Origin of the sequence: Shinella sp., assembly GCF_049651085.1 — a bacterium.
In the GTDB taxonomy this organism is placed as follows: Bacteria; Pseudomonadota; Alphaproteobacteria; order Rhizobiales; family Rhizobiaceae; genus Shinella.
The window spans coordinates 232,104-257,067 of the sequence record NZ_JBASBL010000027.1; the positions used below are offsets into that span (position 1 = coordinate 232,104).

General features: G+C 63.7%; 24 protein-coding genes. 17 read left to right on the forward strand and 7 right to left on the reverse strand.

Annotated elements, in window-relative coordinates; all coding sequences use genetic code 11:
- Positions 1 to 25 precede the first annotated feature (25 nt).
- Positions 26 to 1,132, reverse strand: coding sequence for a succinylglutamate desuccinylase/aspartoacylase family protein (locus WA950_RS18430; protein ID WP_424553176.1), 1,107 nt, complete (start codon positions 1,130 to 1,132; stop codon positions 26 to 28).
- An 89-nt stretch (positions 1,133 to 1,221) separates the two neighbouring features.
- Between WA950_RS18430 and WA950_RS18435 the strand changes: the two genes are divergently transcribed.
- The 6 genes from WA950_RS18435 (at position 1,222) to WA950_RS18460 (ending at position 5,170) form a co-directional block, all read left to right on the forward strand.
- Positions 1,222 to 2,124 carry a LysR family transcriptional regulator gene (locus WA950_RS18435; protein ID WP_424553177.1) on the forward strand — a complete coding sequence of 301 codons (903 nt, stop codon included), beginning with the start codon at positions 1,222 to 1,224 and terminating at the stop codon, positions 2,122 to 2,124.
- Between the two features lie 91 nt (positions 2,125 to 2,215).
- Positions 2,216 to 3,007: an ABC transporter ATP-binding protein gene (locus tag WA950_RS18440; protein ID WP_424553178.1), complete on the forward strand. Its 792-nt coding sequence runs from the start codon at positions 2,216 to 2,218 to the stop codon at positions 3,005 to 3,007.
- A gap of 29 nt (positions 3,008 to 3,036) precedes the next feature.
- On the forward strand, positions 3,037 to 3,795 hold the full coding sequence (locus tag WA950_RS18445) for a transporter substrate-binding domain-containing protein (RefSeq protein ID WP_424553179.1): 759 nt from the start codon (positions 3,037 to 3,039) through the stop codon (positions 3,793 to 3,795).
- A complete protein-coding gene (locus WA950_RS18450) occupies positions 3,792 to 4,484 on the forward strand; it encodes an ABC transporter permease (RefSeq protein WP_424553180.1) in 693 nt (230 codons plus the stop codon). The genes WA950_RS18445 and WA950_RS18450 overlap by 4 nt, the downstream gene beginning before the upstream one ends.
- A 3-nt stretch (positions 4,485 to 4,487) precedes the next feature.
- Entirely contained in the window at positions 4,488 to 4,967 is a 480-nt protein-coding gene (locus WA950_RS18455) for an ABC transporter permease subunit (RefSeq protein ID WP_424553181.1), read from the forward strand.
- A gap of 5 nt (positions 4,968 to 4,972) precedes the next feature.
- A complete protein-coding gene (locus WA950_RS18460; RefSeq protein ID WP_424553182.1) occupies positions 4,973 to 5,170 on the forward strand; it encodes a hypothetical protein in 198 nt (65 codons plus the stop codon).
- Between the two features lie 165 nt (positions 5,171 to 5,335).
- Here WA950_RS18460 and WA950_RS18465 read toward each other — a convergent pair whose 3' ends face one another.
- Entirely contained in the window at positions 5,336 to 6,466 is a 1,131-nt protein-coding gene (locus WA950_RS18465; protein WP_424553183.1) for a histidinol-phosphate transaminase, read from the reverse strand.
- 127 nt (positions 6,467 to 6,593) lie between these two features.
- On the opposite strand from WA950_RS18465, the gene WA950_RS18470 reads away from it, so the two are divergent.
- The 10 genes from WA950_RS18470 to WA950_RS18515 all read left to right on the forward strand — a co-directional run bounded on the left by WA950_RS18470 (position 6,594) and on the right by WA950_RS18515 (position 17,318).
- Entirely contained in the window at positions 6,594 to 7,361 is a 768-nt protein-coding gene (locus WA950_RS18470; RefSeq protein WP_424553184.1) for an SDR family NAD(P)-dependent oxidoreductase, read from the forward strand.
- Positions 7,362 to 7,596: 235 nt separating this feature from the next.
- The gene (locus WA950_RS18475) at positions 7,597 to 8,715 is read left to right on the forward strand and encodes an ABC transporter ATP-binding protein (protein WP_424553185.1); all 1,119 of its coding nucleotides are present in this window, start codon (positions 7,597 to 7,599) and stop codon (positions 8,713 to 8,715) included.
- Between the two features lie 32 nt (positions 8,716 to 8,747).
- Complete coding sequence (locus WA950_RS18480; RefSeq protein ID WP_424553186.1) at positions 8,748 to 9,863, forward strand: ABC transporter substrate-binding protein; 1,116 nt, start codon at positions 8,748 to 8,750, stop codon at positions 9,861 to 9,863.
- A gap of 65 nt (positions 9,864 to 9,928) precedes the next feature.
- Complete coding sequence (locus tag WA950_RS18485) at positions 9,929 to 10,873, forward strand: ABC transporter permease (RefSeq protein WP_424553187.1); 945 nt, start codon at positions 9,929 to 9,931, stop codon at positions 10,871 to 10,873.
- Entirely contained in the window at positions 10,870 to 11,670 is an 801-nt protein-coding gene (locus tag WA950_RS18490; RefSeq protein WP_424553188.1) for an ABC transporter permease, read from the forward strand. The genes WA950_RS18485 and WA950_RS18490 overlap by 4 nt, the downstream gene beginning before the upstream one ends.
- A gap of 39 nt (positions 11,671 to 11,709) precedes the next feature.
- Positions 11,710 to 13,038 (forward strand): histidinol dehydrogenase, encoded by a 1,329-nt coding sequence (gene hisD, locus WA950_RS18495; protein WP_424553189.1) that lies wholly within the window; start codon positions 11,710 to 11,712, stop codon positions 13,036 to 13,038.
- A gap of 5 nt (positions 13,039 to 13,043) precedes the next feature.
- The gene (locus tag WA950_RS18500; protein WP_424553190.1) at positions 13,044 to 14,057 is read left to right on the forward strand and encodes a zinc-dependent alcohol dehydrogenase; all 1,014 of its coding nucleotides are present in this window, start codon (positions 13,044 to 13,046) and stop codon (positions 14,055 to 14,057) included.
- A gap of 52 nt (positions 14,058 to 14,109) precedes the next feature.
- Positions 14,110 to 14,841, forward strand: coding sequence for a histidine utilization repressor (gene hutC / locus WA950_RS18505; protein WP_424553191.1), 732 nt, complete (start codon positions 14,110 to 14,112; stop codon positions 14,839 to 14,841).
- Positions 14,842 to 14,866: 25 nt separating this feature from the next.
- Positions 14,867 to 16,159: a hypothetical protein gene (locus tag WA950_RS18510; RefSeq protein WP_424553192.1), complete on the forward strand. Its 1,293-nt coding sequence runs from the start codon at positions 14,867 to 14,869 to the stop codon at positions 16,157 to 16,159.
- A gap of 1 nt (position 16,160) precedes the next feature.
- Positions 16,161 to 17,318 (forward strand): alpha-hydroxy acid oxidase, encoded by a 1,158-nt coding sequence (locus WA950_RS18515; RefSeq protein WP_424553193.1) that lies wholly within the window; start codon positions 16,161 to 16,163, stop codon positions 17,316 to 17,318.
- Positions 17,319 to 17,393: 75 nt separating this feature from the next.
- Here WA950_RS18515 and WA950_RS18520 read toward each other — a convergent pair whose 3' ends face one another.
- The 5 genes from WA950_RS18520 to WA950_RS18540 form a co-directional block, all read right to left on the reverse strand.
- Positions 17,394 to 18,152: an ABC transporter ATP-binding protein gene (locus tag WA950_RS18520; protein WP_424553194.1), complete on the reverse strand. Its 759-nt coding sequence runs from the start codon at positions 18,150 to 18,152 to the stop codon at positions 17,394 to 17,396.
- Complete coding sequence (locus WA950_RS18525) at positions 18,149 to 19,120, reverse strand: iron chelate uptake ABC transporter family permease subunit (RefSeq protein ID WP_424553195.1); 972 nt, start codon at positions 19,118 to 19,120, stop codon at positions 18,149 to 18,151. The genes WA950_RS18520 and WA950_RS18525 overlap by 4 nt, the downstream gene beginning before the upstream one ends.
- Positions 19,110 to 20,075, reverse strand: a complete 966-nt coding sequence (locus WA950_RS18530) for an ABC transporter permease (RefSeq protein WP_424553196.1) — start codon at positions 20,073 to 20,075, stop codon at positions 19,110 to 19,112. Before WA950_RS18530 ends, WA950_RS18525 begins: the two co-directional genes overlap by 11 nt.
- 54 nt (positions 20,076 to 20,129) lie before the next feature.
- Entirely contained in the window at positions 20,130 to 21,053 is a 924-nt protein-coding gene (locus WA950_RS18535; protein WP_424553197.1) for a siderophore ABC transporter substrate-binding protein, read from the reverse strand.
- 72 nt (positions 21,054 to 21,125) lie between these two features.
- Complete coding sequence (locus WA950_RS18540) at positions 21,126 to 23,216, reverse strand: TonB-dependent receptor domain-containing protein (protein ID WP_424553595.1); 2,091 nt, start codon at positions 23,214 to 23,216, stop codon at positions 21,126 to 21,128.
- A 186-nt stretch (positions 23,217 to 23,402) separates the two neighbouring features.
- Here WA950_RS18540 and WA950_RS18545 point away from each other — a divergent pair, with 186 nt between their 5' ends.
- The gene (locus WA950_RS18545; protein WP_424553198.1) at positions 23,403 to 24,920 is read left to right on the forward strand and encodes a glycosyl transferase family protein; all 1,518 of its coding nucleotides are present in this window, start codon (positions 23,403 to 23,405) and stop codon (positions 24,918 to 24,920) included.
- Positions 24,921 to 24,964: the final 44 nt, after the last annotated feature.

Sequence of the window (24,964 nt, forward strand, 5' to 3'; positions counted from 1 at the left end):
GGCTCGTTCCATAGAAACTCGTTCACTAAGTCGATAAAAGCATGCCATGCCGGATGGGTGTCTGGCCGGCGATAAAGAACAGTTCGGCCCCTGACCGGACGATGCGGGTCTGTTCGCGGGCATAGAGCAATCCGTCCGTGCTGGCGCGCAGGACATGCAGTTCTCCGTCCGGCAGGCATCGTAGTTGACCAAGAACCGTGCCAGCTATGACCTGTGTGCCCGGCAGGGCCGTGGCAAGGAACAGGCCTGACCTTGGCGCGGTCACGACCTCGACGCCGGCCAGCGGGGCAACAGCCACGGACCGTTCGCAGGCCGTTGCTGCCTTGGCAGACAGCACGTCCTGCGCGGCAAGCCAGGCGACAACCGCCTCGGCATCGTTCTCGGCCGTTGCGGGATCGGTATCCAGCATTCCGCGCCACTCCAGCGTGACGGCAAAGCAGGCGAGGGGAATTGCCGTGCCGGGCCAGCGATCCCGAAAGGCCGACCATGGCAGGGCGCACGCCTCGTCAAAGGAGGCGCCGCCCTGTAGGCGCGCATGCAACACAACCCCGGCATTCACCGCATGGCCGAACCCTGCAGCGCGATCGACCTGCTCGCTGTGGCAGTAGAGATGTGTCGTCGCCTCGGAATCGCAATGCATGTCGATGACGATATCGGCAGAGATCGCCAACCGGAGCAAAGCACGCTGTAGCGCGGCTAGCTGGGTCATCGGCGCAAGCGCGTCCAACCCTGCGAGCATGCGTTTGCGCAGGGTGGAAACACAGTCACCCTGTGGCGGACTGTCGTCCTGCAAAAGGGCAAGCTGCGCGGCATCGGGAAAGTCGCGATTGAAGTTCTGGCCGGTCGTCGCCTCGAAACGGCCTGCGCTGCCACCGGCCACGCCCTGGTCCAGTCCGATCGGATTGGCGACCGGCACAAGGAGGATCTCGCCATGGATCGCGCCTTCGGCTTCCAGCCGGGCCAGATGGTCGCGCAGCGCGAAGCCGACGAGCATTCCCGGCGCCTCGTCGGCATGCAGCCCTCCTTGAATATAGACCCGCGGCCGTGCGCCTGGCTGGCCGAAGCGGTAGACCGTGAGGTCACGGGTGCCGCCCATCGGGCCGGGTGTGAGGGAAATGGTTTCGACGTTCATCGGCTGCTCCTGTGCGAGCCTTCACGCTAGTCGCTTGACGTGCGTCGAGAAAATGAGTTTCTCTCGTTTCAGATGAGTGGGGATCATGCATGGTCAAGCGTCGCCTGATATTGAACCTGCGTGGCTTTCAAGTCTTCGAGGCCGTTGCCCGCCATCTGTCGGCGACGCAGGCTGCGGCGGAGCTCGGCATCACCCAAAGCGCCGTCAGCCATCAGCTGCGGCATCTCGTGGAATATCTCGGTGAGGAACTGATCGAGCGTCAGGGGCGCCGGATCAGCCTGACAGAGGCCGGCGCACGGCTCGCCGAGGCGCTGGACGATGCGCTCGACCTGATCGAGCGTTCGGCGGCAACCACCATCGGGCTGAACCGGCGCATGGTGCGGCTGGCAATGTATCCATCCTTCTCGGCGGGGTGGCTGATTGCCGCCTTGCCTGCCTTCACGGCGGCCAATCCCGATATCGATCTGCGCCTTGTCATGATGTCGGATCCGCCGGAAATTAGTGATCGTCTCGCAGATGTCTTCATTACCTCCGAAACGCCCCGGCGTGGCTACTGGTCGGTGCGGCTCTTCGCGGAGCTGCTGCTGCCGGTGGCCAACCCGGCATTCGCGGCGGGCTATGGCGACGGCCTTCCACTGATTACGTCGGAAACCGACCCTGTGGCCACCGGCATCGACTGGGAGAGCTTCGCTGCGCTGAACGGCATGTCCCTGCCCGGCATTCGCCGCGGGCCGTGGCAATGCTGTTCGCACTATCTGCTCGCCCTGGAAATGGCGCGGGCGGGGATGGGTGTGGCACTGGTTCCCGATTTCCTGGCAGCGCCCTCTCTGGCGCGGGGCGAGCTATGCCGACTTGCCGGGGAACCCATGCCGACGGGCCTTCACTACGATGTCCATGTGAAATACGAGCGCCGGCGGGAACCCGACATTCTCCAGCTTGTCACATGGCTGCGCCGGATGGCGCGTGAAAAAACACATGATTCGTACTCATAGTTTGCCGGCATTTCTCATGCCCGCAAATCCATGCCCGATGCTAGGCTTGCCCCGATTGCTGGCGATGAGCCGGCTGGTGGGGGGAACATGCATGGCGACCCGGATCGCACCGTCTGAACCGCGCCTTTCTGTGCGTGACTTGCACAAGCGCTACGGAGCTACCGAAGTGCTGCGCGGCGTTTCACTGGAGGCAGGCAAGGGGGATGTGATCTCGCTGATCGGTGCTTCCGGCTCGGGCAAGTCGACCTTCCTGCGCTGCATAAACCAACTCGAGGCAAGCGATTCGGGTGACATTTTTGTTGGCGGGGAGCAGTTGGAGCTGGTGATGCGCAAAGGGTGCCGGGTGGCGCGCGATCCCGAGCAACTGCGAAGGATTCGTGCCAGGCTCGGCTTCGTGTCCCAGGGGTTCAATCTCTGGCCGCATATGACGGTGCTCCAGAACGTCATCGAAGGCCCGATCCTCGTTCGCAAGCTGTCTCGCGAAAAAATCGTCCCGCTGGCGCTTCGCCTGCTGGAGCGCGTGGGGCTGAAGGGCAAGCATAGCTCCTATCCCGCCCACCTGTCGGGTGGGCAGCAACAGCGGGTTGCCATTGCCCGAGCGCTGGCGATGGAGCCGGATGTGCTGTTGTTCGACGAGCCGACCAGCGCACTCGACCCCGAGCTGGTGGTTGAGGTGTTGGCGGTGATCCGCGACCTGGCAAGGGAGGGGCGCACCATGCTGCTGGTGACGCATGAAATGGCTTTCGCACGGGATGTTTCGACGCGGGTGATGTTCCTGCATCAGGGGCGGGTCGAGGAAGCCGGGCCGCCTGCGCAGATATTCGGTGCGCCGCAAACGGACCGGCTTCGACAATTCATCGCCTGCGCCAGTCTGGCGAGTTGAGCGAGCGACGATCAATGGGGAGGACGAGAATGAAATTGACAGTGGCCGCCGCCTTTCTTGTGGGCACCGTGACATTGGCCCATGCGGCGGAAATGAAAGTCTGCGTGGAGGGTGCCTACCCGCCCATGTCGATGATGAACGAGAAGGGTGAGATTGTCGGCATGGACATCGACATGACCAACGCGCTCTGCGCGGTCGCCGGCATGGCGTGCCCCCTCGTGAAGACTGATTGGGACGCCATGATCCCGTCGCTGCTGGAGGGCAAGTGCGATGCTATCATTGCCTCGATGTCGATCACGCCGGAAAGGGCGCAGGTGGTGGCCTTCACCGACAAGTACATGCAGACGCCCAACATGTTCATCGGCCGCGTGGTTGCCGGACTGGTGGAGAACGTCGAGGGTCTGGCCGGCAAGCGTGTCGGCGTGCAGCGCGGTACGGTGGCGCACGATTTCCTGGCGGGCGAGTATCCCGACGTCGAACTGGGGCTCTATGGTTCGGAGGAGGAAATCTACCTCGACCTTGAAGCGGGGCGGGTGGATGCAGCCTTCGTGGACGCTGGAACCGGGGAAACCGCCTTCCTGAAGACGCCACAGGGCGAAGGCTTTGCCTTCTTCGGCAGGCCTCACATAGAAGAGAAATATTTCGGCAAGGGCGTCGGCATTGCGCTGCGCCCCGGTGACGATGCATTGCGCCAGACGCTGAACGCAGCCATCAAGACCATTCGCGGCAACGGAAAATACCGGGAAATCAACGATAGGTACTTTTCGACCGATCAGTACGGCGAATGATCGGCGTGGCCATGGAGAAGATAGTTGCCTTCGGGCCGATCCTGCTCGGCGGCATGGGCGTGACGCTCGCCGTCGCGCTTCTTTCGATGGCGTTGGCAACGGCCGTGGGCATCGTCCTTGCCGTTCTCGCCGTGCAGGGCGGTCCGGTCGCGCGCGGGTTCGTGACCGTCTATACGACGGTGGCGCGCGGCGTGCCCGATCTGGTGCTCATGCTGTTGTTCTTCTTCGGCGGCGAAAGGGCGATCAACGGAGCGCTTTTTTTGCTCGGCTATGAACGCATTACCGTCAGCCCCTTCGTGATCGGGGTGGCGACGCTTGGCTTCATCTTTGGCGCCTTTCTGACGGAAACGTTCCGTGGGGCGTTCTTTTCCGTCCCGCGCGGTCAGATCGAGGCTGCCCAGGCGCTCGGCCTCCCGCCACACCGGATTCTAAGCCTGGTCGTTTTTCCGCAGATGTTGCCGCTTGCCCTGCCCGGATTTTCCAACACCTGGCTGGTGCTTTTGAAGTCCACCGCGATCATCTCCATCGTCGGGCTGCAGGACATGGTGGGGATTGCGGATAAGGCGGGCAAAGCCACGCGCGAGCCGTTCCTCTTCATGCTGGCCGTGATCCTGTTTTTCCTGGCGCTGACCGCAGTATCGGGCGCGTTGCTGCAGCGTCTCGAGCACCGCTATCCGTCGAGGGCCTGACCGTTGCGCTTCGATCTCGTCGCCGCCCACGCCGACCTGTTTTGGGCCGGTATCTTCATGACGCTGAAACTGACCGTGGCGTCGCTCGCAATCGGCATGGTGATCGCGTTGCCGGTGGCGGTGCTGCGCATGCGGCGCATTCCCTATCTCGATGGTTTTCTGCGCGGATATGTCTTCGTCTTCCGAGGCACGCCCATGCTCGTGCAGACCTACCTCGTCTACTACGGGGTGGCGCAATTCGAGGCTGTCCGCCAGAGTATCCTGTGGCCACTGCTGCGCGATCCGTTCATCTGCGCGCTCATCGCGTTTTCGCTGAACACGGCGGCCTATACCGCGGAAATCCTGCGCGGCGCGCTGGAGGCGACGCCGAAGGGGGAGGTCGAGGCGGCAGAGGCCATCGGCATGACGCGCCTGCAGGTGCTGCGCCGCATCGTCATCCCGGGGCCTTTCGCCGTGCCCTGCCGCAATATGGCAACGAGGTGATCCTGATGTTGCATGGTTCCACCGTCGCAAGCGTCATCACGATCCAGGATATCCTCGGTGTCGGTCGCCTGCTGAACGGCAAATACTATCTCGCCTATGAAGGGCTGATCACCGCCGCTGCCCTTTATCTCGCGCTGACCTTCCTGATCGCTGCGGTCTTCAAGGCGATTGGCCGAAGGTGGTTCGTTCATTCTTCGAGGTAGCGCGCCGTGGCGAACCCGTATCGATATTCAGGACTCCCAAATCGATGATCGCCGCTTCATAGGCCGCCGTGTTGGCCACGAGGATGCCGGGTGGCGGCGAAGCGTTGCGAGTTGAGCGACGGGCAGTGGGCGAGAACCGCGTGCCGGAGAAAAGCGGCGATGTTTTCAGGATGGAAGGTTTGCTTTGTCTGCGTCCTGTACTGCCTGGAGCGAACGAAGGAAGTGGTCGTTTTCCTCCCGAGACCCCATGCTGACGCGGATGAACATGTCGAAGCCGGGTTGTTTCCACGGTTTGACTATGACGCCGTGCCTGAGCAGCGCCACGGCCAGGTCCGCTGCGTTTTGCCTGACATCGACGAACAGGAAGTTGCCCTTCGACGGTGCTGTCCGGTAACCGGCGGCAGCGAGGGCTGCCTTCAGCCGTTTCCGTTCCTCAAGGGCGGCGTTGACCGATTGCGCGAGGTGGCCGAGGTCGTCGAGAGCCGCGATCGCGGAGGCCTGGGCGATGGCGTTGGTGTTGAACGGGGTACGGGCGCGGTTGAAAAAATCGCAAAGGCCGCTGTCGCTGACAATGCCGTAGCCAATGCGCAGGCCCGCGAGACCGTAGGCCTTGGAGAAGGTGCGCAGCACCACCCACGGAATGTTCTTGCCCTTGAGCATCTCGATTGCCGACGGATAGTCGTCGCCGGCGGCATATTCGGCATAGGCCTCGTCGATAACCAGCAGCGTCTGCCCGTCGATCGCGGCAATGACCGCCGCCAGCTCGTCGGGCGTCAGCCAGCAGCCGACGGGGTTCATCGGATTGGAGAACATCAGCATGCGCGGCTTGCGGGCTGCCGCCGCAAGGAGCGCCGCCATGTCTACGGTAAGGTCCTCCGTCACCGACACGCGCTCGATCCGGCCGCCCATCAGCGCCGTATAGTCTTCATGCAGTGGGAAGGACGGATATAGCGTCGCGACCGTGTCGCCGGGGCGCACGACCGAGCGGCAGATGACGCCGATCAGGTCTTCCGAGCCGTTGCCGAGGATAACCTGCCGGCTGTCGACGCCGAAGCTGTCGGCAAGCCGTGTGCACAGGGCGCGGCCCTGCGGATCGGGATAGAGCCGGGCGAGTTCGCCGATATCGGAAAACAGCCGCCGCAGGCTCGGGGAGGGGCCCAGGGGGTTCTCGTTGGAGCCGAGCTTGGCGATCGTCTCCACCTGATATGTGGCCCGTACCTCTTCGAGCGTCAGTCCGGCATTGTAGGGCGGGATAGAGCGGATTTCTGCGCGAATCAGGCTTGAAGGGTCTGCCATTTTGCGGCTCCATGCGATCAGTTTGCCATGCCGCACTAATACGCCGGGAATTTTGATCTGTATATATGTATAGACATTTTCTTGCGGAAGTGCTGTCTTTTGGCGGGAAGTCAATCGAGGTGCCGCCATGAACCGTCCGATCTTCGATCTCTCCGGCCGCCGCGCGCTCGTTACCGGGGCAAGCCGCGGGATCGGCCAGGCCATTGCGGTGGCGCTTGCCGAGGCCGGTGCGGATGTCGCCGTTACTGCGCGCTCGCTTGAGGGCCTGGCGGAGACCCGGGCACTGGTGGAAAAAACCGGGCGACGCTGTGTGACGCTTGTGCAGGATGTGCGCGACGTAGAGGCTTGTGCGACCGTGACGAAGGCGGCGGCCGATGCGCTGGGTGGTCTTGGCATTCTCATCAACAATGCCGGCTACGAAAATGTCCGCCCATCCTTCGACGTCGATGAGGCGCTCTGGGAATCCATCCTCTCGACGAACCTGAAGGGCGCCTTCTTCTGTGCGCAGGCGGCTGGCCGCATCATGGCCGGGTCCGGCGGCGGTGCGATCGTCAATCTCTGCTCGCTGACCTCCTACGTCGGCATCCCGACGGCGGCGCCCTACGGCGCGTCGAAGTCGGGCCTTCTTGGCGTCACGAGAGCGCTCGCCACGGAGTGGGCCCCGCACGATATCCGTGTCAACGCCATTGCCCCCGGCTACTTCCGTACGGCCATGACGGAGACGTTCTACGAGAACCCGGATTGGCAGGCGCGAATGCTGGAAAAGATTCCGCAGCGCCGCTTCGGTGGCGAGGCCGATATCGGCGGCGTGGCGGTTTTCCTGTGCAGCGATGCCGCTGCCTATGTGACCGGCCATTGCGTTCCGGTCGATGGCGGCTACCTTGCCTCCATCTGAGCATTGGCCGCGCCTTCTTAAGGTCGGCGACAGAGAAGATTTTTCGCAATTGCACAATATTTAAGCGAATCTTCTTGCGGTGCAAAATATATGCATGTATTGTTGACTGAGCTTGTATGTATATGTATAGACAACCGCGTGAAATGCTCGCCCGCCCGCCCGCCCGCGGCCGCAGTAGCAAGAGGAAGCCTTCCAGCGGCCCTGCGTCGCCGGTAGAGCAGCACGGGGGAATATCATGGGCGTTGTTGATACCGAGCAGCTCGACCGGATTGCGGTTTCCGTCAAGGATGTCAGCATGGTCTTCGGCAATGTCCATGCTGTGAAGAGCGTATACTTCGATCTGCCGAAAGGTCGGTTCCTGACCATCCTCGGGCCGTCGGGATCCGGCAAGACGACCTTGTTGCGCATGATCGCCGGCTTCGATCGCCCGACCGGCGGCGAGATCTTCATCAATGGCCAGCCCGTCAGCGCAGTGCCGCCGCATGGCAGGGCCATCGGCATGGTGTTCCAGAAGCTGGCGCTTTTCCCGCACATGACGGCGGCGGAGAATGTCGCCTTCCCGCTGAAGATGCGCCGCCACGATGCCCGTAGCATTCCGGAAAAAGTGGAGCGATATCTCGAACTCGTCCGTCTCGGCGGCTACGGCAATCGGCGCATCGGCGAGCTTTCCGGCGGCCAGCAGCAGCGCGTCGCGATTGCCCGCGCGCTGGTGTTCGAGCCGGACCTCCTGCTGCTCGACGAGCCGCTCGCCGCGCTCGACCGCAAGCTGCGCGAGGAAATGCAGCTGGAGTTCCGCCGCATCCAGAAGGAGCTCGGCGTCACGACGATCAATGTCACGCACGACCAGCGCGAGGCGCTTGTCGTTTCCGACGAGGTCATCGTCATGGACGGCGGGTCGATCCAGCAGAAGGCGCGCCCGGTGGATGCCTATCGCGCGCCGTCGAATGCCTTCGTTGCCAATTTCATCGGCGTCACCAATTTCATCGAGGGCAGGGTGCTCGATCTTGCCGGATCGCGCGCAACGATCGAAGCCAGTGGCCTTCGCCTTGCCGGCCTGGCGGCGGACGCAACGCTTGCGACGGGCAGGGTCTGCGCCGGCGCGGTCCGCGCCGAGCAGATCCGCGTCGCGCCGAAGGACGGCCACCTCGACGGCCTCGAAACGGTGGTCGACGGCCTCGTGGTCGACTGCATCTTCGAAGGCGAGCGCCTCGTCTATGAAGTCCAGGTGCCGCAGCTCGGCGACGTGCTGATGCGCGTCTTCGACCACGATCCCGAATCCCATTTGCAGTTCGGTCCGGGCGATGCGGTTCGCCTCGGCTGGAACGCAAGGGACATGCATGTCTTTGCAAAATAACCAACGAAGGCTGAGCCAGAGGAGAACGCGTAATGTCGCATGATAAATTTTCATCCATGCAGATCCGCCGCCGCACGCTGTTGGCGTCGATGGCCGCGGCCGGAGCGTCCGCAGGTCTTTCGACGCTCGGTGTCAGCCGTGCCTTTGCCCAGGAGCCCGAAAAGCCGGCCGAGATCATCGTCCGTGCCTGGGGCGGCAGTTGGGTCGAAGCGCTGAAGGCCGGCGTTTCCGACAGCTTCACCAAGGCGACCGGGATCGCGGTACGCCATGACCTCACCGAGGACAACGAGATCCAGCCGAAGGTCTGGGCTGCCGTCGCGCAGAAGCGGGTGCCGCCGATCCATATCAACTGGGACACGACCACGAACGCCACCAAATCGGCGCTGCGCGGCGTGACGGAGGATCTGTCGGATCTGCCGAACCTCAAGAACACCACCGACCTTGCCAAGCCCGTCGGGCTCGATGGCTATCCGATCGTCAACACCTACGGCTATGTCTACGTGCTGGCCTATCGCCCGTCGGCCTTCCCGAACGGTGCGCCGAAGTCCTGGAAGGACCTGCTCGATCCGAAGCTGAAGGGCCGCATTGCGCTTTACAATGACGGTATCGGCTTCCATTTCCCGGCGCAGGTCGCCGGCGGTGGCAAGCTGGAGGATATTCCGGGCAACATGCAGCCGGCCTGGGACTTCATCTCGAAGATCAAGGAACAGCAGCCGCTGCTCGGCGAGGATCCGGATTTCACCACCTGGTTCCAGAAGGGCGAAATCGACGCCGCCTGCACCATTTCGACCAATGTGCGCGAAGCCAAGAAGAACGGTATCGAGCTTGCCTGGGTGGTGCCGGAAGAAGGCGCGAAGTTCGATACGGACGGCCTGTGGATACCGAAGGGCCTGCCGGAAAACGAACTCTACTGGGCCAAGCAGTACATCAACCATGCGCTGACCAAGGAAGCCCAGCAGGTCTGGCTCGACGGCCTCGGGCTGCCCGGCGTCGTGCCCGGCCTCACCCCGCCGGCCGATCTCGCCAACGACCCGTCCTACCCCACCACGGAAGAGGCCTTCAAGCACCTCATCCGCATCTCGTCCAAGGTACAGGTCGAGAACGAGAGCCAGTGGTTCGCCAAGTTCAAGGAAATCATGCAGGGCTGAGGCTCTGCCTGCCCGCCGCACAGCATAGGCGGCGGGCCATCTCCTTTCGTTAAGAGGATCGGTTCATGCGCACTCCCCGTGCCGCATATCCCGTGACATGGCGTGTCATGGATATGCTCGAACGCCTTGCGGCCGCCGTCTGGCCATCGAGTTTCCAGCGAGGCCTGCCCTATCTCATGCTGCTGCCTGCCATCGTACTGGTGGGGCTGCTGGTGCTCGGTCTTGTGCAGATCGGCGACGTGAGCCTGAGGACGCTCGATACAAGCACGTTTCTGATGTCGGAGAACTACACGCTCGCCAATTACCAGCGTGTGCTGACGGAGAGTTTCTTCGCGACGGTGGCCGGCCGCAGCCTGATGGGCTCGCTGATCGTCACCGCGGTCACGTTGCTCTTTGCCTTCCCCTATGCCTACCTGATGGTGCGCACGCCCTCCTCGGTGCTGCGCAAGTTCCTGCTGGTCGCTCTCTTCCTGCCGTTCTTCATCGGCCAGGTCGTGCGCGCCTATGGCTGGCTCGTTATCCTCGGCAACCAGGGCATGGTCAACGAGGCGCTGGGGCTCGTCGGCGTGCCGCCCATGCGGCTGCTCTACAATTATCCGGCCGTGCTGTTCGGCCTCGTGCAATACATGCTGCCTTTTGCGGTGCTGATGCTGGCCCCCGCGCTGACGGCGATTCCGAACGAGCTGGAGGCTGCGGCCGCCTCGCTTGGCGCTGGTTGGGTGCGCACCTTCCGCTATGTCGTGCTGCCCCTGTCACGCCCTGGTCTGGTCGGCGCGGGGCTCGTGGTTGTTACGCTTTCGCTGACGGATTTCGCCATCCCCGCCATCCTCGGCGGCGGCACCCAGGATTTCATTGCCAACGCGATCTACGACCAGTTCTTCCGCACGTCCGACCAGGGGCTCGGCGCGACGCTGTCGCTGATGCTCGTCGCCGTCGGTTCCATCCTCGTCGGCGTCGTCTTCATGCTCTTCGGTGCGGGCACGCTTGCCATGGGGGAGACGCGCAAATGACCGGCAGCCGCAGCAAATCCGTCGTACTGTGGACCTTCGTCGCCGCCGCGCTCCTCATGCTCTCCGCGCCGACTATCGTGGTGCTCGGCGCCTCGTTCACGGCCGGCAACATCATCACCTTCCCACCGGACGGTCTGTCGCTGAAATGGTACGGCGCGATTGTGCAGGCCAGCGATCTCCGGCAGGCTTTCCTGCGCTCGCTGATCGTCGCCACCATCTGCACGATCGTCGCCATTCCCGTTGGCACGCTTGCCGGCATCGCGCTTGCCAAGTACCGCGTGCGCTTCGCCCGTTCCATCCAGCTCTATCTGCTGCTGCCGTTCACCATTCCGTTGATCGGCTCCGGTATCGGCCTGATGCTGGTATTCGGCAATGCTGGCGTGCTCGGCAAGCTGTGGCCCGTCGCCATTGCCTGCTGCGTCATCAACCTGCCCTTCATGATCTGGGCCGTGACCGCGAGCGCCAGCAATCTCTCGCCCGATCTGGAGCTGGCCGCGGCCAATTGCGGGGCACCGCCCGTGCAGCGCTTCCTCTACATCACGCTTCCGGCGGTGCTGCCGGGCGTCATCACCGGCTCGCTTCTGATGTTCATTCTCGCGCTCAACGAGTTCTTGGTCAGCCTGCTGCTGGTGGATGCCCGAAGCGTCACGCTTCCGGTCCAGATCTACAATTCCATCCGGTCGATCATCACGCCGGATCTTGCCGCCATATCGGTGGTGTTCATCGCCTGCGCCGCCGTCGCGATCGCCCTGCTCGATCGCCTGGTCGGCCTCGACATCTTCCTCAAATCGAAATGACCCTTCGGCCCTTGAGGGGCCAGATCTAAGGACAAGACGATGACATCAGTGTCTTTCTACGAGTATTCCAAGCTCAACGCCGAGGAGAAGGCGGCCCTTCTGCGCCGGTCGGAGACCGATATTTCAAGCTTCATCGAGAAGGTCGCACCGATCCTGGAGGCAGTGCGTACCGAAGGTGACAAGGCGCTGGCGCGTTTCGGCCGCGAGCTCGACAAGGCCGCCGTGACGGAAGCCAACCTCAAGGTCACCGAAGCGGAATTCGACGCGGCCTTCAAGCTGGTCGATGCGAGCGTCGTGGAATCGATCCAGTTCGGCATCGACAATATCCGCACCTTCCACGAGGAACAGAAGCCGGAGGCCATGTGGCTGAAGGAAATCCGGCCCGGCGCCTTTGCCGGCGACCGCTTCACGCCCATCCAGTCGGTGGCCCTCTACGTGCCGCGCGGCAAGGGTTCCTTCCCGTCGGTGACGATGATGACCTCCGTTCCCGCCGTCGTTGCGGGCGTGCCGAACCTTGCCATCGTCACGCCACCGGCGCCGGATGGCTCCGTCGATGCCGCGACGCTGGTCGCCGCGCGCCTTGCCGGCGTGGAGACGGTCTACAAGGTCGGCGGCGCCCAGGCAGTGGCGGCGGTCGCCTATGGCACCGAGACCGTCAAACCGGCGCTGAAAATCGTCGGGCCGGGCAGCCCCTGGGTGGTCGCCGCCAAGCGCTCGCTGTCCGGTGTCATCGATACCGGCCTTCCGGCCGGCCCTTCGGAGGTGATGATCCTCGCCGATGAAACGGTGCATGGCGGGCTTGCCGGGCTCGACCTGCTGATCGAGGCCGAACACGGCCCGGATTCGTCGGCCTATCTCGTCACCCACAGCCGCCGCGTTGTGGAAGAAGCGCTCGCCGCCCTGCCGGAGCACTGGGCGCGCATGTCGGAGCAGCGCGTCGCCTTCTCCAAGGCTGTGCTTACCGGCAAGACGGGCGGCATCGTGCTTACGAGCTCGATCGAGGAAAGCTATGCCTTCGTCAACGCCTATGCGCCGGAGCATCTCGAACTCCTCTCGGAAGACCCCTTCATCCATCTCGGCCGCATCACCGAGGCATCGGAGATCCTGATGGGGACGCATACCCCGGTGAGCATCGCCAACTTCTCGCTCGGGCCGAATGCCGTTCTGCCGACGAGCCGCTGGGCCCGCACCTTCGGCCCGCTCTCCGTCACCGATTTCGTCAAGCGCAGCTCGATCGGTTATGTCACCGCGCCGGCTTATCCGGAATTCGCGCGGCATTCGCACAATCTCGCGGTCTATGAGGGCTTCTCCTCCCATGCGCTGGCCGTGTCGCCGCTACGCCAGACCTATCTGAAGAAGGGCGGCTGAGAGCGATGAAGGCGGTGCGGCTCCACGATGCGAAGGACCTGCGGGTGGAGGCGGTGGCCCCGCTTTCCGCGCCGCCTGCCGGCTTCGTCAATCTTTCGGTCCGGGCCGCCGGCATCTGCGGCTCCGACCTTCACAACTACCGCACCGGCCAGTGGATCACCCGCCGGCCTTCGACGGCAGGGCACGAATTCTGCGGCCGCGTGACGGCGGTCGGCGAAGGCGTCAGCCATGTCGCCGTCGGGGACGTGGTCTGTGCGGATTCCCGCGTCGGGTGCGGCACATGTCCGGCCTGCCGCAGCGGGCGCGTCAATGTCTGCGAAAGCCTCGGCTTTGTCGGCGAAGTCTGCGACGGGGGCTTTGCCGAAGCGGTGCAACTGCCTGCGCGGCTTGTCCTGCGCCACGAGCCGACGCTGCCCGCGCGTGTCGCCGCAATGGCCGAACCGCTGGCCGTGGCGCTCCATGCCGTGCGCCGGCTGGCCGCCCCGGCGGGTGAACCGGTGCTCGTCGTCGGCTGCGGCACGATCGGCGGGCTGAGCGCACTGCTGCTCTCCCGCCTGCATGAAGGCCCGCTTCTTCTCGCCGACCTCAATCCTGAAAAGGCGGCGCTGGTGAAGGCGGTGGCGGGTGGTGCGGTGGTTACGCTGGCGCGGGATGCCGTCGACGCGGCTCTTTCCGGCAGGCGACTGCGCTACGCACTCGATGCGACGGGCAGCATCCGGGCCATTGCCGGGGTGCTGGACCTTATTTCGGGCGGCGGCGCGCTCGCCCTCGTCGGCATCGGACACGGCAGGCTCGATTTCGACCCGAACATTCTTGTGGAGCGGGAAATCGCACTGGTCGGCTGCCATGCCTTTGCGGACGAACTGGCCGAGGCGGTCCGCCTGCTTGCCGAACTCGCCCCGGCGCTCGAACAGCTGATCGAGGTTCTGCCGGGGCTCGATGCGGTGCCGGCGGCCTATGAGCGGCTTTTGCAGGGGGAAAGCCGGGCGCTGAAGACGATCGTCGCGGTGGCCGACTAGCCGCCGCGTCATTCCGGTTGCCGGCCCTTCATGCCGGGGGAGACAGTGAACCATGAATACGCTTTCGGATTCGGCATCGCCGCTTTACGAGAAGGTCAAGGATTTTGTCCTCGGCAATATCGGCAGCGGCAAGTGGAGCCGCAACAGCCGGCTTCCCTCGGAAAACGAGCTTGTTACCGCGCTCGGCGTCTCGCGCATGACCGTGCACCGGGCGCTGCGGGAGCTGACTTCCGAAGGGCACCTGCGTCGCATCCAGGGCGTCGGCACCTTCGTCGCACCGCCGAAGCCGCAATCGACGCTGATCGAGATCAGCAACATCACCACCGAGATCAAGGCGCGGGGCAGTCGCCATCGGGCCGAGGTCGTCGTGCTGGAACGCATCAAGCGGCCGGAGCCGGAGCTTCTGCTTGCTTTCGAGTTCGAATCCGTCCGGCCTGTCGACCATTCGGTGGTGATCCATTTCGAGAACGACCTCCCCGTCCAGCTCGAGGAGCGCTACGTCAACCCGGATCTTGTTTCCGGCTATGTCGAGCAGGACTTCAGCATCGCTGCGACCTACGACTATCTGCAGACCGCAACGCCGCTGACCGAGGTCGAGCACCTGATCAGCGCCCTGCCGGCCGGCGAGGAGAATGCGCGGCTCCTGCAAATCCGCCCCGGCGATAGCTGCCTCGTCCTGCATCGCAAGACTTGGACGGGGCCGGTCGTCGCCACCGTCAACACGCTGATCTATGTCGGCAGCCGCTATTCGCTCGGCAGCCGGTACCTGCACGGCAGCAAGTAAACCTCGTCCATCCGGAAAGAATGCCATGATCCAGCCCATCAGCCGCACGGCGGAAATCAGGAAACTCGCCAAGACCGGAAGCGGGGAGGCGGAGCGGCTGCTGGCCGACCTCTTGCGCGACCTGTTCGCGATCGACGCGCGCAACGTGACGATCAATCACGACCAGTACAGTCTCAATTCGCTGAACGGCTTTTTCGAGACGGACGAGGGCGCCTTCTTCTTCAAATTCCACCAGGAAGAGGGGGAGGAGGCGATGAGCGGCGAATACTATCGCGCCGATATCCTGGCAAAGGCCGGCCTGCCGGTGGATCAGCCGCTTTTGATGTCGGTGCTGCCAGGCGAGCAGATCCTCGTCTATCGTCGCCGCACAGATCCTCGCTTCTCCGACGTCCTGCGGACGCTGGATATGAAGGATGACGCTGCGGCGCGCGAAAAGGCCGTCGAGGCAGAACGTGCTTTGAGCGAGGCCGTGTTGAAGGTCTATCTCGACACGCTGCACCCGGTGAGCGTCGCCGAGGTTGCCGCCGAGCCGATCCACCGCCTGTTCTACGAGCGCCTGATCGATGCGCCGGCTGGCTCCTATCCCGGTGGGCGGTTGGCGCGCTTCTATGTGGGGCAGGACTTTGCCCTGCCTGGCCTCACGCTCGGCTGGGACCGGCTTTCAAGCTGCCGCTTCGTCGTCAATGGCATCGAATACGAGGACGGTATCGGCGCGCTTTTCGATGCCGCGCACGAACGGCTTGCCCCGGCGCGGCTTGCGGATGCTGGCGGCGTCGTCGCCCATGGCGATGCCCACAACGCCAATGTCTGGTACGAGCAGCACGGCGGTTCCGCGCGCCTTTCCTTCTTCGACCCTGCCTTTGCCGGCGAGAATATCCCGACGCTTCTCGCCGAGGTGAAGACGACCTTCCACAACATCCTCGCCCATCCTTTCTGGCTGTACGACCCTGCCGAAGCGGCCGAACGGTACAAGGCAAGCGTGGTTCTCGAAGGTGACCGGCTGCACGTCACCATGGACTTTGCGCCGAGCCCAGTCCGGCAGGCACTGCTGGAGATCAAGGCCGAAGCCCTGTGGCGCCCTTTGCTGGCGAACCTGAAGGCGCGCGGCCTGCTGCCCGCCGACTGGCGCCGGGTCGTCAGGCTCGGCCTCTTCCTCTGCCCGACGCTGGTGATGAATCTTCGTGCCGACGCTACGAGCCACAACCCCGTTTCGTCGCTCATCGGCCTTTCCATCGCGGTGATGGCGGGCAGCGAGCCGGTGGCGGGGGAGGATGTGGTCAGCCGCTTCCTCGACGCAATCGACCCAGGCAGAGGCTGACATGGTTCCGGTCAATATCCACGATTTTCGCGAGCTTGCCCGCCGGCGCCTGCCGAAGATCTTCTTCGACTACATCGACGGCGGATCGTTCGAAGAGGAGACCATGCGGGCGAACCGGTCGGATTTTGCCCGGTTCGGCCTGCGCCAGACGGTGCTGGTGGAGCCGCGTCCGCAGGATCTTTCGACCAGCTATCTGGGGCGGCGCCATCCCCTGCCGTTCATGCTGGGGCCAGTCGGTTTCCTCGGTCTCTATTCCGGCGGCGGCGAAGAAAAGGCAGCGCGCGCCGCGCATGCCGCAGGCATCGCCTTCTGCCTGTCGACCTTCTCGATCGCGTCGCTTGCCGATCTTCGCGCGGTGACGGATGGGCCGCTCGATTTTCAGCTCTACGTTCTGGAGGATCGTTCGCTCTGCGAGGAGTTCCTGGCGGCGGCCGAACAGGCCGGGGTCGATACCCTGTTCGTCACCGTCGACACAGCCATTACCGGCATTCGAGAAAGGGATGTGCGCAACGGTTTCCGGTCGCTGACGCGGGTGACGCCGGGGCTTCTGGCGCGGCTGGCGCTGAAGCCGCGATGGCTTGCCGACGTGGCGCTACGCGGCATGCCTTCGGTGCGTGCAATCGAGCACCGGCCGGAGTTCGGTCGCGGCGCACTCGAACAAGCGGCGAACCTGTCGCGTCGCATCGACAACACATTGTCCTGGAAGGATATCGCATGGCTGCGGGAGCGCTGGACGGGAAAACTCGTCGTCAAAGGCGTTCTGGCGCCGAAGGACGCCGTGAAGGCGCGTGACCTCGGCTGCGACGGCGTAGTGATCTCCAATCATGGCGGTCGTCAGCTCGACGGTGCATCAAGCACCATCGGAGCGCTTCCGGCGATCCGGGCTGCTGTCGGTCCTGATTTCTGCCTCCTGTTGGACGGCGGTATCCGCCGCGGCACCGACATCCTCAAGGCAGTTGGCCTTGGCGCGGACGGCGTGTTGCTTGGCCGGGCCTATGCCTACGGCCTTGCAGCGGCAGGGCAAGGCGGCGTCGCCGAGGTGATCGCGATCCTGACCAAGGAAATCTCGATCAGTCTGGCCCTGATGGGCATTTCCTCTGTTGACGAACTCAAGGCTCTGCGTGGCTCCGCCATTCAAGCGTCTCATCCTTCCGGCTGAGGCCAACGGCCGTCAACCGGCACCGGCGAACCCATGGCCCTTCGGTGCTGCAGCGGCCGGAGCAGGAAACAAGCTCTACGTGTAGTAATTGGCAATTCTTTTGCCGGTCGTGACGGTCACCTCGAAAGCTGTCCCGTACAGTTCCTCCAGCACGTCGGAACGAATGATCTCCTCGGGTGTGCCTTGCCGGAAGATTTTGCCGTCACGCATGGCGACGATGCGGTCGGCGTGGCAGGACGCGAAATTTATGTCGTGCAACACGACGATGACGGTTTTGCCGAGATCGTCCGCTGCGCGGCGGATCATGTGCATCATCGAGACGGCATGGCGTATATCGAGATTGTTGAGCGGCTCGTCGAAGAGCACGTAGTCGGTGTCCTGGCAGAGCACCATGGCGACGAACGCGCGCTGCCGCTGGCCACCGGACAGTTCGTCGAGAAAGCGGTCGCGAAATCCGCCCATATCCATGTAGCCGAGCGAGTTTTCGATATGCCGCGCGTCCTCGCGGGTCAGGCGTCCGCGCGAATGGGGATAGCGGCCGAAGGCGACGAGATCGCCGACCGTCAGCCGCGCCGTCATCTGGTTATCCTGGCGAAGGATCGACAGGCGCCGCGCGAGGACGTCGCTCTGCGTCTTCGTGACGTCAAGCCCATCGATACTCACCGTGCCGGCGTCCAGGCCGATGAGGCGGCTGATCATCGAGAGCAGTGTCGATTTTCCGGCGCCGTTAGGACCGATGATGGCGGTCACGCCACCTGTGGCAAGTTCCAGGCTTACGCCATCGACCACGACGGTTTCTTCATAGCGCTTGACGGCGTTTTCGACGCGGATCATCGGGTTTTTCCCCTTACGAGCAGGATGAGGAAGACGAGGCCGCCAACAAATTCGATGACGATGCCAACGGCAGTGTCGAAGGCGAAGATACGCTCCAGCACAAGCTGCCCGCCGACCAGGCTTATGACGGCGGCCAGGACTGCCGCCGGCAGCGTGAAGCGATGCAGGCCAAGCGGCATGAACTGGTAGGCAAGGCTTGCCACCAGGAGGCCGAAGAACGTGACGGGGCCGACAAGCGCGGTGGAGACCGAGACGAACACGGCGATGAGCACGAGGATCTGCGTCGTTGCCCGGCGATGGGCAACGCCCAGAGTGATGGCGCTTTCCCGGCCGAGCGCGAGGATGTCGAAGGTGTGGAACAGGCGCCAGGCTGCAAGGCTCGCCGCGGTGATCAAGACGGCCGAGAGCAGGAGAAGGCGCGTGTCGAAACTGTTGAAGCTGGCGAAAAGGCGGTCCTGCAGGACGATGAATTCGTTGGGATCGATCACCCGTTGGAGAAAGCCCGAGACGCTGCGGAACAGGATGCCGAAGATGATGCCGACCAGCATCAGCACATGCAGGCTGCGCACGGCGCCGGAAAAGAGCCAGCGGTAGAGCAGGCAGGAAAACAGCACCATGGCGCCGCATTCGACGATGAAGAGCAGCCGTGGGTCGATTGCGCTCGTCGCCTGCGCGCCGAGGAAGAAGACCATGACGGTCTGGATCAGCGCATAGAGCGCATCGAAGCCCATGATCGAGGGGGTGAGGATACGGTTGTTGGTGATCGTCTGGAACAGCACGGTCGAGACGGCGATCGCATAGGCGACGAGCAGCATTCCGGCGAGCTTCGCGCCGCGGAAAGGCAGGACGAACGACCAGCTCCCCTTCGCGCCGAGTGTCATGAAGAGAAGACAGACGGCGAACGCCACCACGGCGAGCGCGATCAGCGTGCGGCGGGAGCGGGCGAGGAGGACGGCTCTAGGCTGCACGGGAACGCCTTCTCAGCACGAGATAGAGGAAGAAGGCGCTGCCGAGCATGCCGAGAACCGTGCCGACCGGTACTTCGAACGGGGCGATGACAAGCCGGCCGATCATGTCGCAGATGAGCACCAGCCCGGCGCCGCTGATCGCGATCCAGGGCAGCGAGCGGCGCAGCTGGTCGCCGATGGTCATGGCGACGAGGTTGGGCACGATGAGGCCGATGAACGGCACCATGCCGACCGTCACCACGACGGCAGCCGTCACCATGGAAACGATGACGAGGCCGAAGGCGAGGACACGGCCATAGTTGACGCCGAGATTGGTGGCGAAGGCCTCGCCCATGCCGATGACGGTGAAGCGGTCTGCGGCGGCGTAGGCAAGCGCCGTGAGGCCGAGCGACAGCCAGAGCAGCTCGTAGCGGCCGCGCAGCACGGCGGAGAAATCGCCGGTCGTCCAGGCGCCGAGAGACTGAAGCATGTCGTAGCGATAGGCGAAGAAGGTCGTGATCGCATTGATGATGCCGCCGAGCATGATGCCGACGAGCGGGACCATGAGCGGTGAGCGCAGCGGAATGCGCGTCAGGATGAGAAGGAAGAGGCTGGTGCCGGCCAGCGCAAAGGCCGTCGCGACGAGCATCTTCACGGAAACGGGCAGTTCGGGCGCCAGGAGCAGCACGGCGAGGATACCGAGGCCCGCGGATTCGACGGTGCCGGCCGTCGAAGGCTCGACGAACCGGTTGCGCGCCAGCATCTGCATGATCGTGCCGCAAACGGCCATGCCCGCGCCGGCAAAGACGAGCGCCAGCGTGCGCGGAATGCGCACTTCGAAGAGGACGAGGCGCGCCGTGGCGTTCTCACCGGACAGAAGGCTGGACAGCGAAAGGTCGCTTACGCCGATGAGGACGCTTGCGACCGAAAGCAGGACGAGGGCGGATAGGGTGACGATGTATTTCAAGGCGGGCATTCACCGGGCAGTGGCGTGGCATAGCGGGGCCGGAGGCCGACCCCGCTACCAGGATCAATCCTTGGAAAGCTCGGCTGCGAGCTGGTCCACCGTGCGCTGCATCGAGGATATGCCGCCGCCGACGAGATACCAGCCGGCTGCATCGAGGTAGACGACATGGCCGGCCTGCCAGGCCTTGGTCTGGCGAACCACTTCATTGTCCAGGAACTGTGCGGCTGCGGTACCTTCGCGGCCGATCGCGGCGTCGCGGTCGATCACGAAGAGCCAGTCGGGGTTGGTCTCGAGAATGTACTCGAAGGAAATTGCCTGGCCATGGTTGCCGACATGCTCGGTTTCGGCAGCGGGCGCGATGCCGTAGGTGCTGTGCAGCATGCCGAAGCGCGATCCGGGGCCGAAGGCGCTCATCTTGCCGCCCGTCGTCAGGATCAGCAGGCCTTTGCCCTTGCTGCTGGCGAGCGAGTGGAGATCGGCGACGGAGCTGTCGAGTTTGGCGAGAAGTGCGTCGCCCTCCGCCTTCTTGTCGAAGAGGCCGGCGAGCATCGCCACATTGTCCTTCGCTTCGGCAAGATAGTTCTTTGCATCGACGGTCAGGTCGATGGTCGGCGCGATCTTGGCAAGATCGGGATATTTCGCGGCCGAGCGGCCGGCGACGATGATGAGATCGGGTTCCGCTGCGTTTACCGCCTCGTAGTCGGGCTCGAACAGCGTGCCGATCTTCACGTATTTATCGTCGTTGTAGCCCTTCAGGCTATCGGGTTTGACGCCGCCGGGAACACCGGTCACCTCGACGCCGAGAGCGCCGAGCGTATCGAGCGAGGCAAGATCGAAGACCAGCACCTTCTCGGGCTTGGCGGCAAGCGTCGTTTCGCCCTGCTTGTGTTTGATGACGATGTCGGCCGCAACGGCAGTGCCACTCAACAGAGCCGTGGTGGCGAATGCGAGCGCGGCGAAAAGCGGCGCGGGCTTGAGGAACTTCATGCTTTCAACTCCTGCAGTCTCGAAGGGACCGTGATCCCGTGAAGGGGCGGGGATTGTTTCCCCGCGCATCTATCAGAATTCCGATTTCATGCTCACCCAGAAACGGCGCCCTTCCATCAGCGTGTTGAAATCGGTCGGCTCGACCTTCTTGTCAAACACATTGTAGACGGCGGCGTTCAGCGTGACGTTGTCGTTGACGATATACTGAAGGCCGAGGTCGAGCGTGGCATACGGGTCGTATTTGCGTCCCGGCTGACCATTGATGCTTACCGGCGTGCCATTGGTGCCGATGCGGGCGCCGGCGGCAATTTCCGAGCCGTGATAGCTGGCGCTCGCCCAGGTCGTCAGACCTTCGACGCTGGTCGTCCAGTCGGCGCGGATATTGCCCGTATGCTCCGGCGTGCGGGCGAGCGGGAAGCCGGCGAAGGTGCCCGTCTTCTGCTCGGACTTGGTGTAGGTGTAGCTGGTGCGCAGCGAGAGATCGGGCGTGACATGCCAGGTGGCGGCCAGTTCGACCCCCTGCATGACCGCATCGTCCACGTTGTAGTTGTACCAGAGGCGATAGTTTGGATCCTCGCTCCAGCGGGCAATCGTGCCATCCGGGTTGAGAACCAGGGCGTTGGCGATCTTGTCCTTGAAGTCGGTGTAGAAATAGGTGCCGCTAAGGATCACATCGCCATTGTCCCAGATCGCGCCGAATTCGTAGCTGGTGCTGCTTTCAGCCTTGAGGTCCGGGTCGCCGATGATGACGCCGCAGGTGCCGGCAGGACCATAGGAGCAGCCGCCACCGCCCGTGGTCATCGCATAGCCGGGGGCGATCTGACGGATATCCGGCGCACGGAAACCCGTGGAAATGCCGCCCTTGATCGTCAGGTCACTCGTTGCGTTCCAGACGCCGTAGATGCGCGGGCTGAGGTGATGGCCATATTGTTCATGGTGGTCCATGCGCAGGCCGGTGGTCAGCGCGAAATCGTCCACCATGCGCCATTCGTCTTCCGCAAAGAGCGCCCATTGCGTTGCGGAAAACGTCTCGGTCAGGCCGGTGCGGCGGCCGGGATTCTGGTCGCTGAGGCGGGCTTCGAAATACTGGCCGCCCGTGACCAGCGTGTGCTGGCCGAGAAGGTCGAACGGCGTGGTGAACTTGCCGTCGATCACCGTGTTGCGGATTTCTGGCCGGCGCGGATTGACAACGTAGCGGTCGGAGACGGCGTTGTAGCTATAGCTGTCGCGCTGGCCCCATTCCTGCTGGATCGAGAAATCGGACGTCGTTGGTCCCCAGCGGCCGGTATGCGAGAGCGACCAATGATCGCGGGTGTTGAGGCGGAACGCTTCGGTGTCGCCCGCCTCCAGCGTTTTGCCGATGGTCTCCCCGCGGCGCAGCCGTTGGCGGCCCGCCTCGAGTTTGATGTCATGGTCTTCGGTAGGCGTCCAGGTGAGGCGACCCGTGAGATCGAAGTCCTTGGCGCCGAGCGCGCCGCCGACGATGGCATCTTCCGAGCGGCGATAGCCGCTGCCCCAGATCTGGAGGCCGAGGGTTTCCTCGAACAGCGGCCCGCTGAGATACCAGGATGCCTTGCCGCTATCGCCGAATTTCGAATGCTGCTGGTGCGTGCCTTCCGTGGTGATCGAGCCGGACCACTTGTCGGCGACCTTGCGGGTGATGATATTGATGACGCCGCCCATGGCGTCCGAACCGTAGAGCGAGGACATCGGCCCCTTGACCACTTCGATACGCTCGATGGCCGAAAGCGGCGGAATGAAACTCTGCTCGTAACCTGCGCTGCCGTTCGGGCGCGCATCGCGGGTGCTCTGTCGCTTGCCGTCAACCAGGATGAGCGTGTAGCTGCCGGGCAGGCCGCGGATATAGATGTCCTTTTCGTTGGCGACGCCGGTGACTGCTACACCCTGTACCTCGCGCAGCGCGTCGGTGAGGTCGCGGAACGAGCCTTTCTCCAGCTCCTCGCGCGTGACGACGGTGATGCTGGCGGGCGCGTTCTTGACGCTCTGCTCGAAGCCGGCAGCGGTTACGACCACTTGTTCCAGAACTGTCGCATCGGCCTGCTCTTGCGCGAGTGGCGTCCCGGGCGCTACCAACGCCGTGCCGGCAAGCAGGGCGGCGCACCAGCGCCGCATGGTCAGTCTCTGGCCTTGATCTGTATTCATGCCTGCAACGCGCTTCATGCATGCCCCCTGAAATCACATCTGTGTTATTCCTCTTGCGATTAACTTGAGGAAGTTTGTCCACTTATGTAGTCCAAGGGTGGGTGGTCAATGGCCTTGATTTTGAATGGTTCTAAATTCGAAATATCGCAACTTACTGGGACTGGCACGGTGATGGATAGGCGGAAAATGGCGACGAAGGAGGGCAAGGTTATCGGGGAGGTGGCGTTCGACCGCCCGGGGCAACTGCGCCTTCTGGTCGTCTTCGATGCGCTGCTGCGCGAGAGCAGTGTCACCAAGGCTGCGGCCGGCCTCGGGCTCCAGAGCCCGGCCGTCAGCCGCATGCTCGCCCAGTTGCGCGACCTCTATGGTGACCCGCTGTTCACCCGAACCGCCAAGGGGCTGGTCGCGACGCCTTTTGCCGAGGGCTTGCGACTGCGCCTGCGCGCGCTCGCCGCCGAGACGGAACAGCTTGTCACCGCGCCGTTGGACGGACCGCCGCCCGCGCGCGAAACTGTTAGTGACGATTGGATCCGTGTACCGTTGATCTCGCCGCCGCCGCTCGCGGTCCGACCGAGCGTGCTTCTCCAAGGGCAGCCCACCCCCGATGACTTCGCCCGCAAGCTGGCGCGCATCGGTCACAACGCGGAACCGCAAAAACGCCTGGCGAAATATATAGCCATCTCCGGCAGCGGCGTCGGCCGGTGCCGCCCGCTGGCGCGGGAGGAGGCTGAAGACGCGCTGTCGATCATTCTCGAAGGTGAAGCCGATCCGGTACAGGTCGGCGCACTTCTGGCCACGATGCAGTATCGCGGTGTGACGTCTGCGGAGATGGCGGGTTTCATCCAGGCACTGCGGCGCCATGTCGGCGCATTTGATATCTCCCACGGGCTCGCGGACCTCGACTGGCCGGCCTATTTGTCGCCGAAGCTGAAAAACCCGCCATGGTTCCTGCATGCCGCGCGGCTTGTTTCCATGGCAGGCTACCGTGTCCTGCTGCATGGTCACTACGGGCAGGGGGTAGAAGCCGGCAAGCTGGAGCTCGCAGCGGAAATGGCGGGCATTCCCTTGTGTGCGTCGATCGACGAGGCGAGGGCGGCGCTTGTCGCCAGCTCCATCGCCTACCTGCCGATCGGCGGCGCCTCGGCCCAGATCCAGCGCCTCTTCGGGCTTTATTCCCTTCTCGAGATGCGGCTGCCGCTCAACACGGCCGTCCACCTGCTCAATCCTCTGGGCGCGGCGTCAAGCCTGCTGGGTGTCGCCACGCCGTCGCGGCGAGACATGATGCGCGATACGGCGGGCCTGCTCGGCGTTCAAAACCTCTCGATCCTCGGCAGCAATCGTGATTTTGCCGAGTTTACCCCGTTCCGGACGACGACGCTTTTCCGGCTGGTCGATGGGGAGCCGCGAGACACACGCGTGATTGCACGCCGGTCCGTTGCCGGCATGTCTCCACCAGCGGCTTATACGAGCCGTGAATATTGGCACGCGGTTTGGTCCGGTGCAGCGCGCGATGACGCTGCTGAAGCAATTGTTGTCGATACGGCCGCAGCGGCGCTTCTTACGATTCCGCGTTGCCCGGCAGAGACTTTCGAGGCTGCAAGAGCGCAGGCGGTAGCCTTGTGGCAGAGCCGGAATTCCGAAAATCGAGGCCAAGCCACCAGTCGATCGAAATCCCTGCATCATCCGGTCTCGTTTTCGCAGTGACCCGGCTGTCGAGACCTTGTGAGATCGATGCTCGACATCTGGCA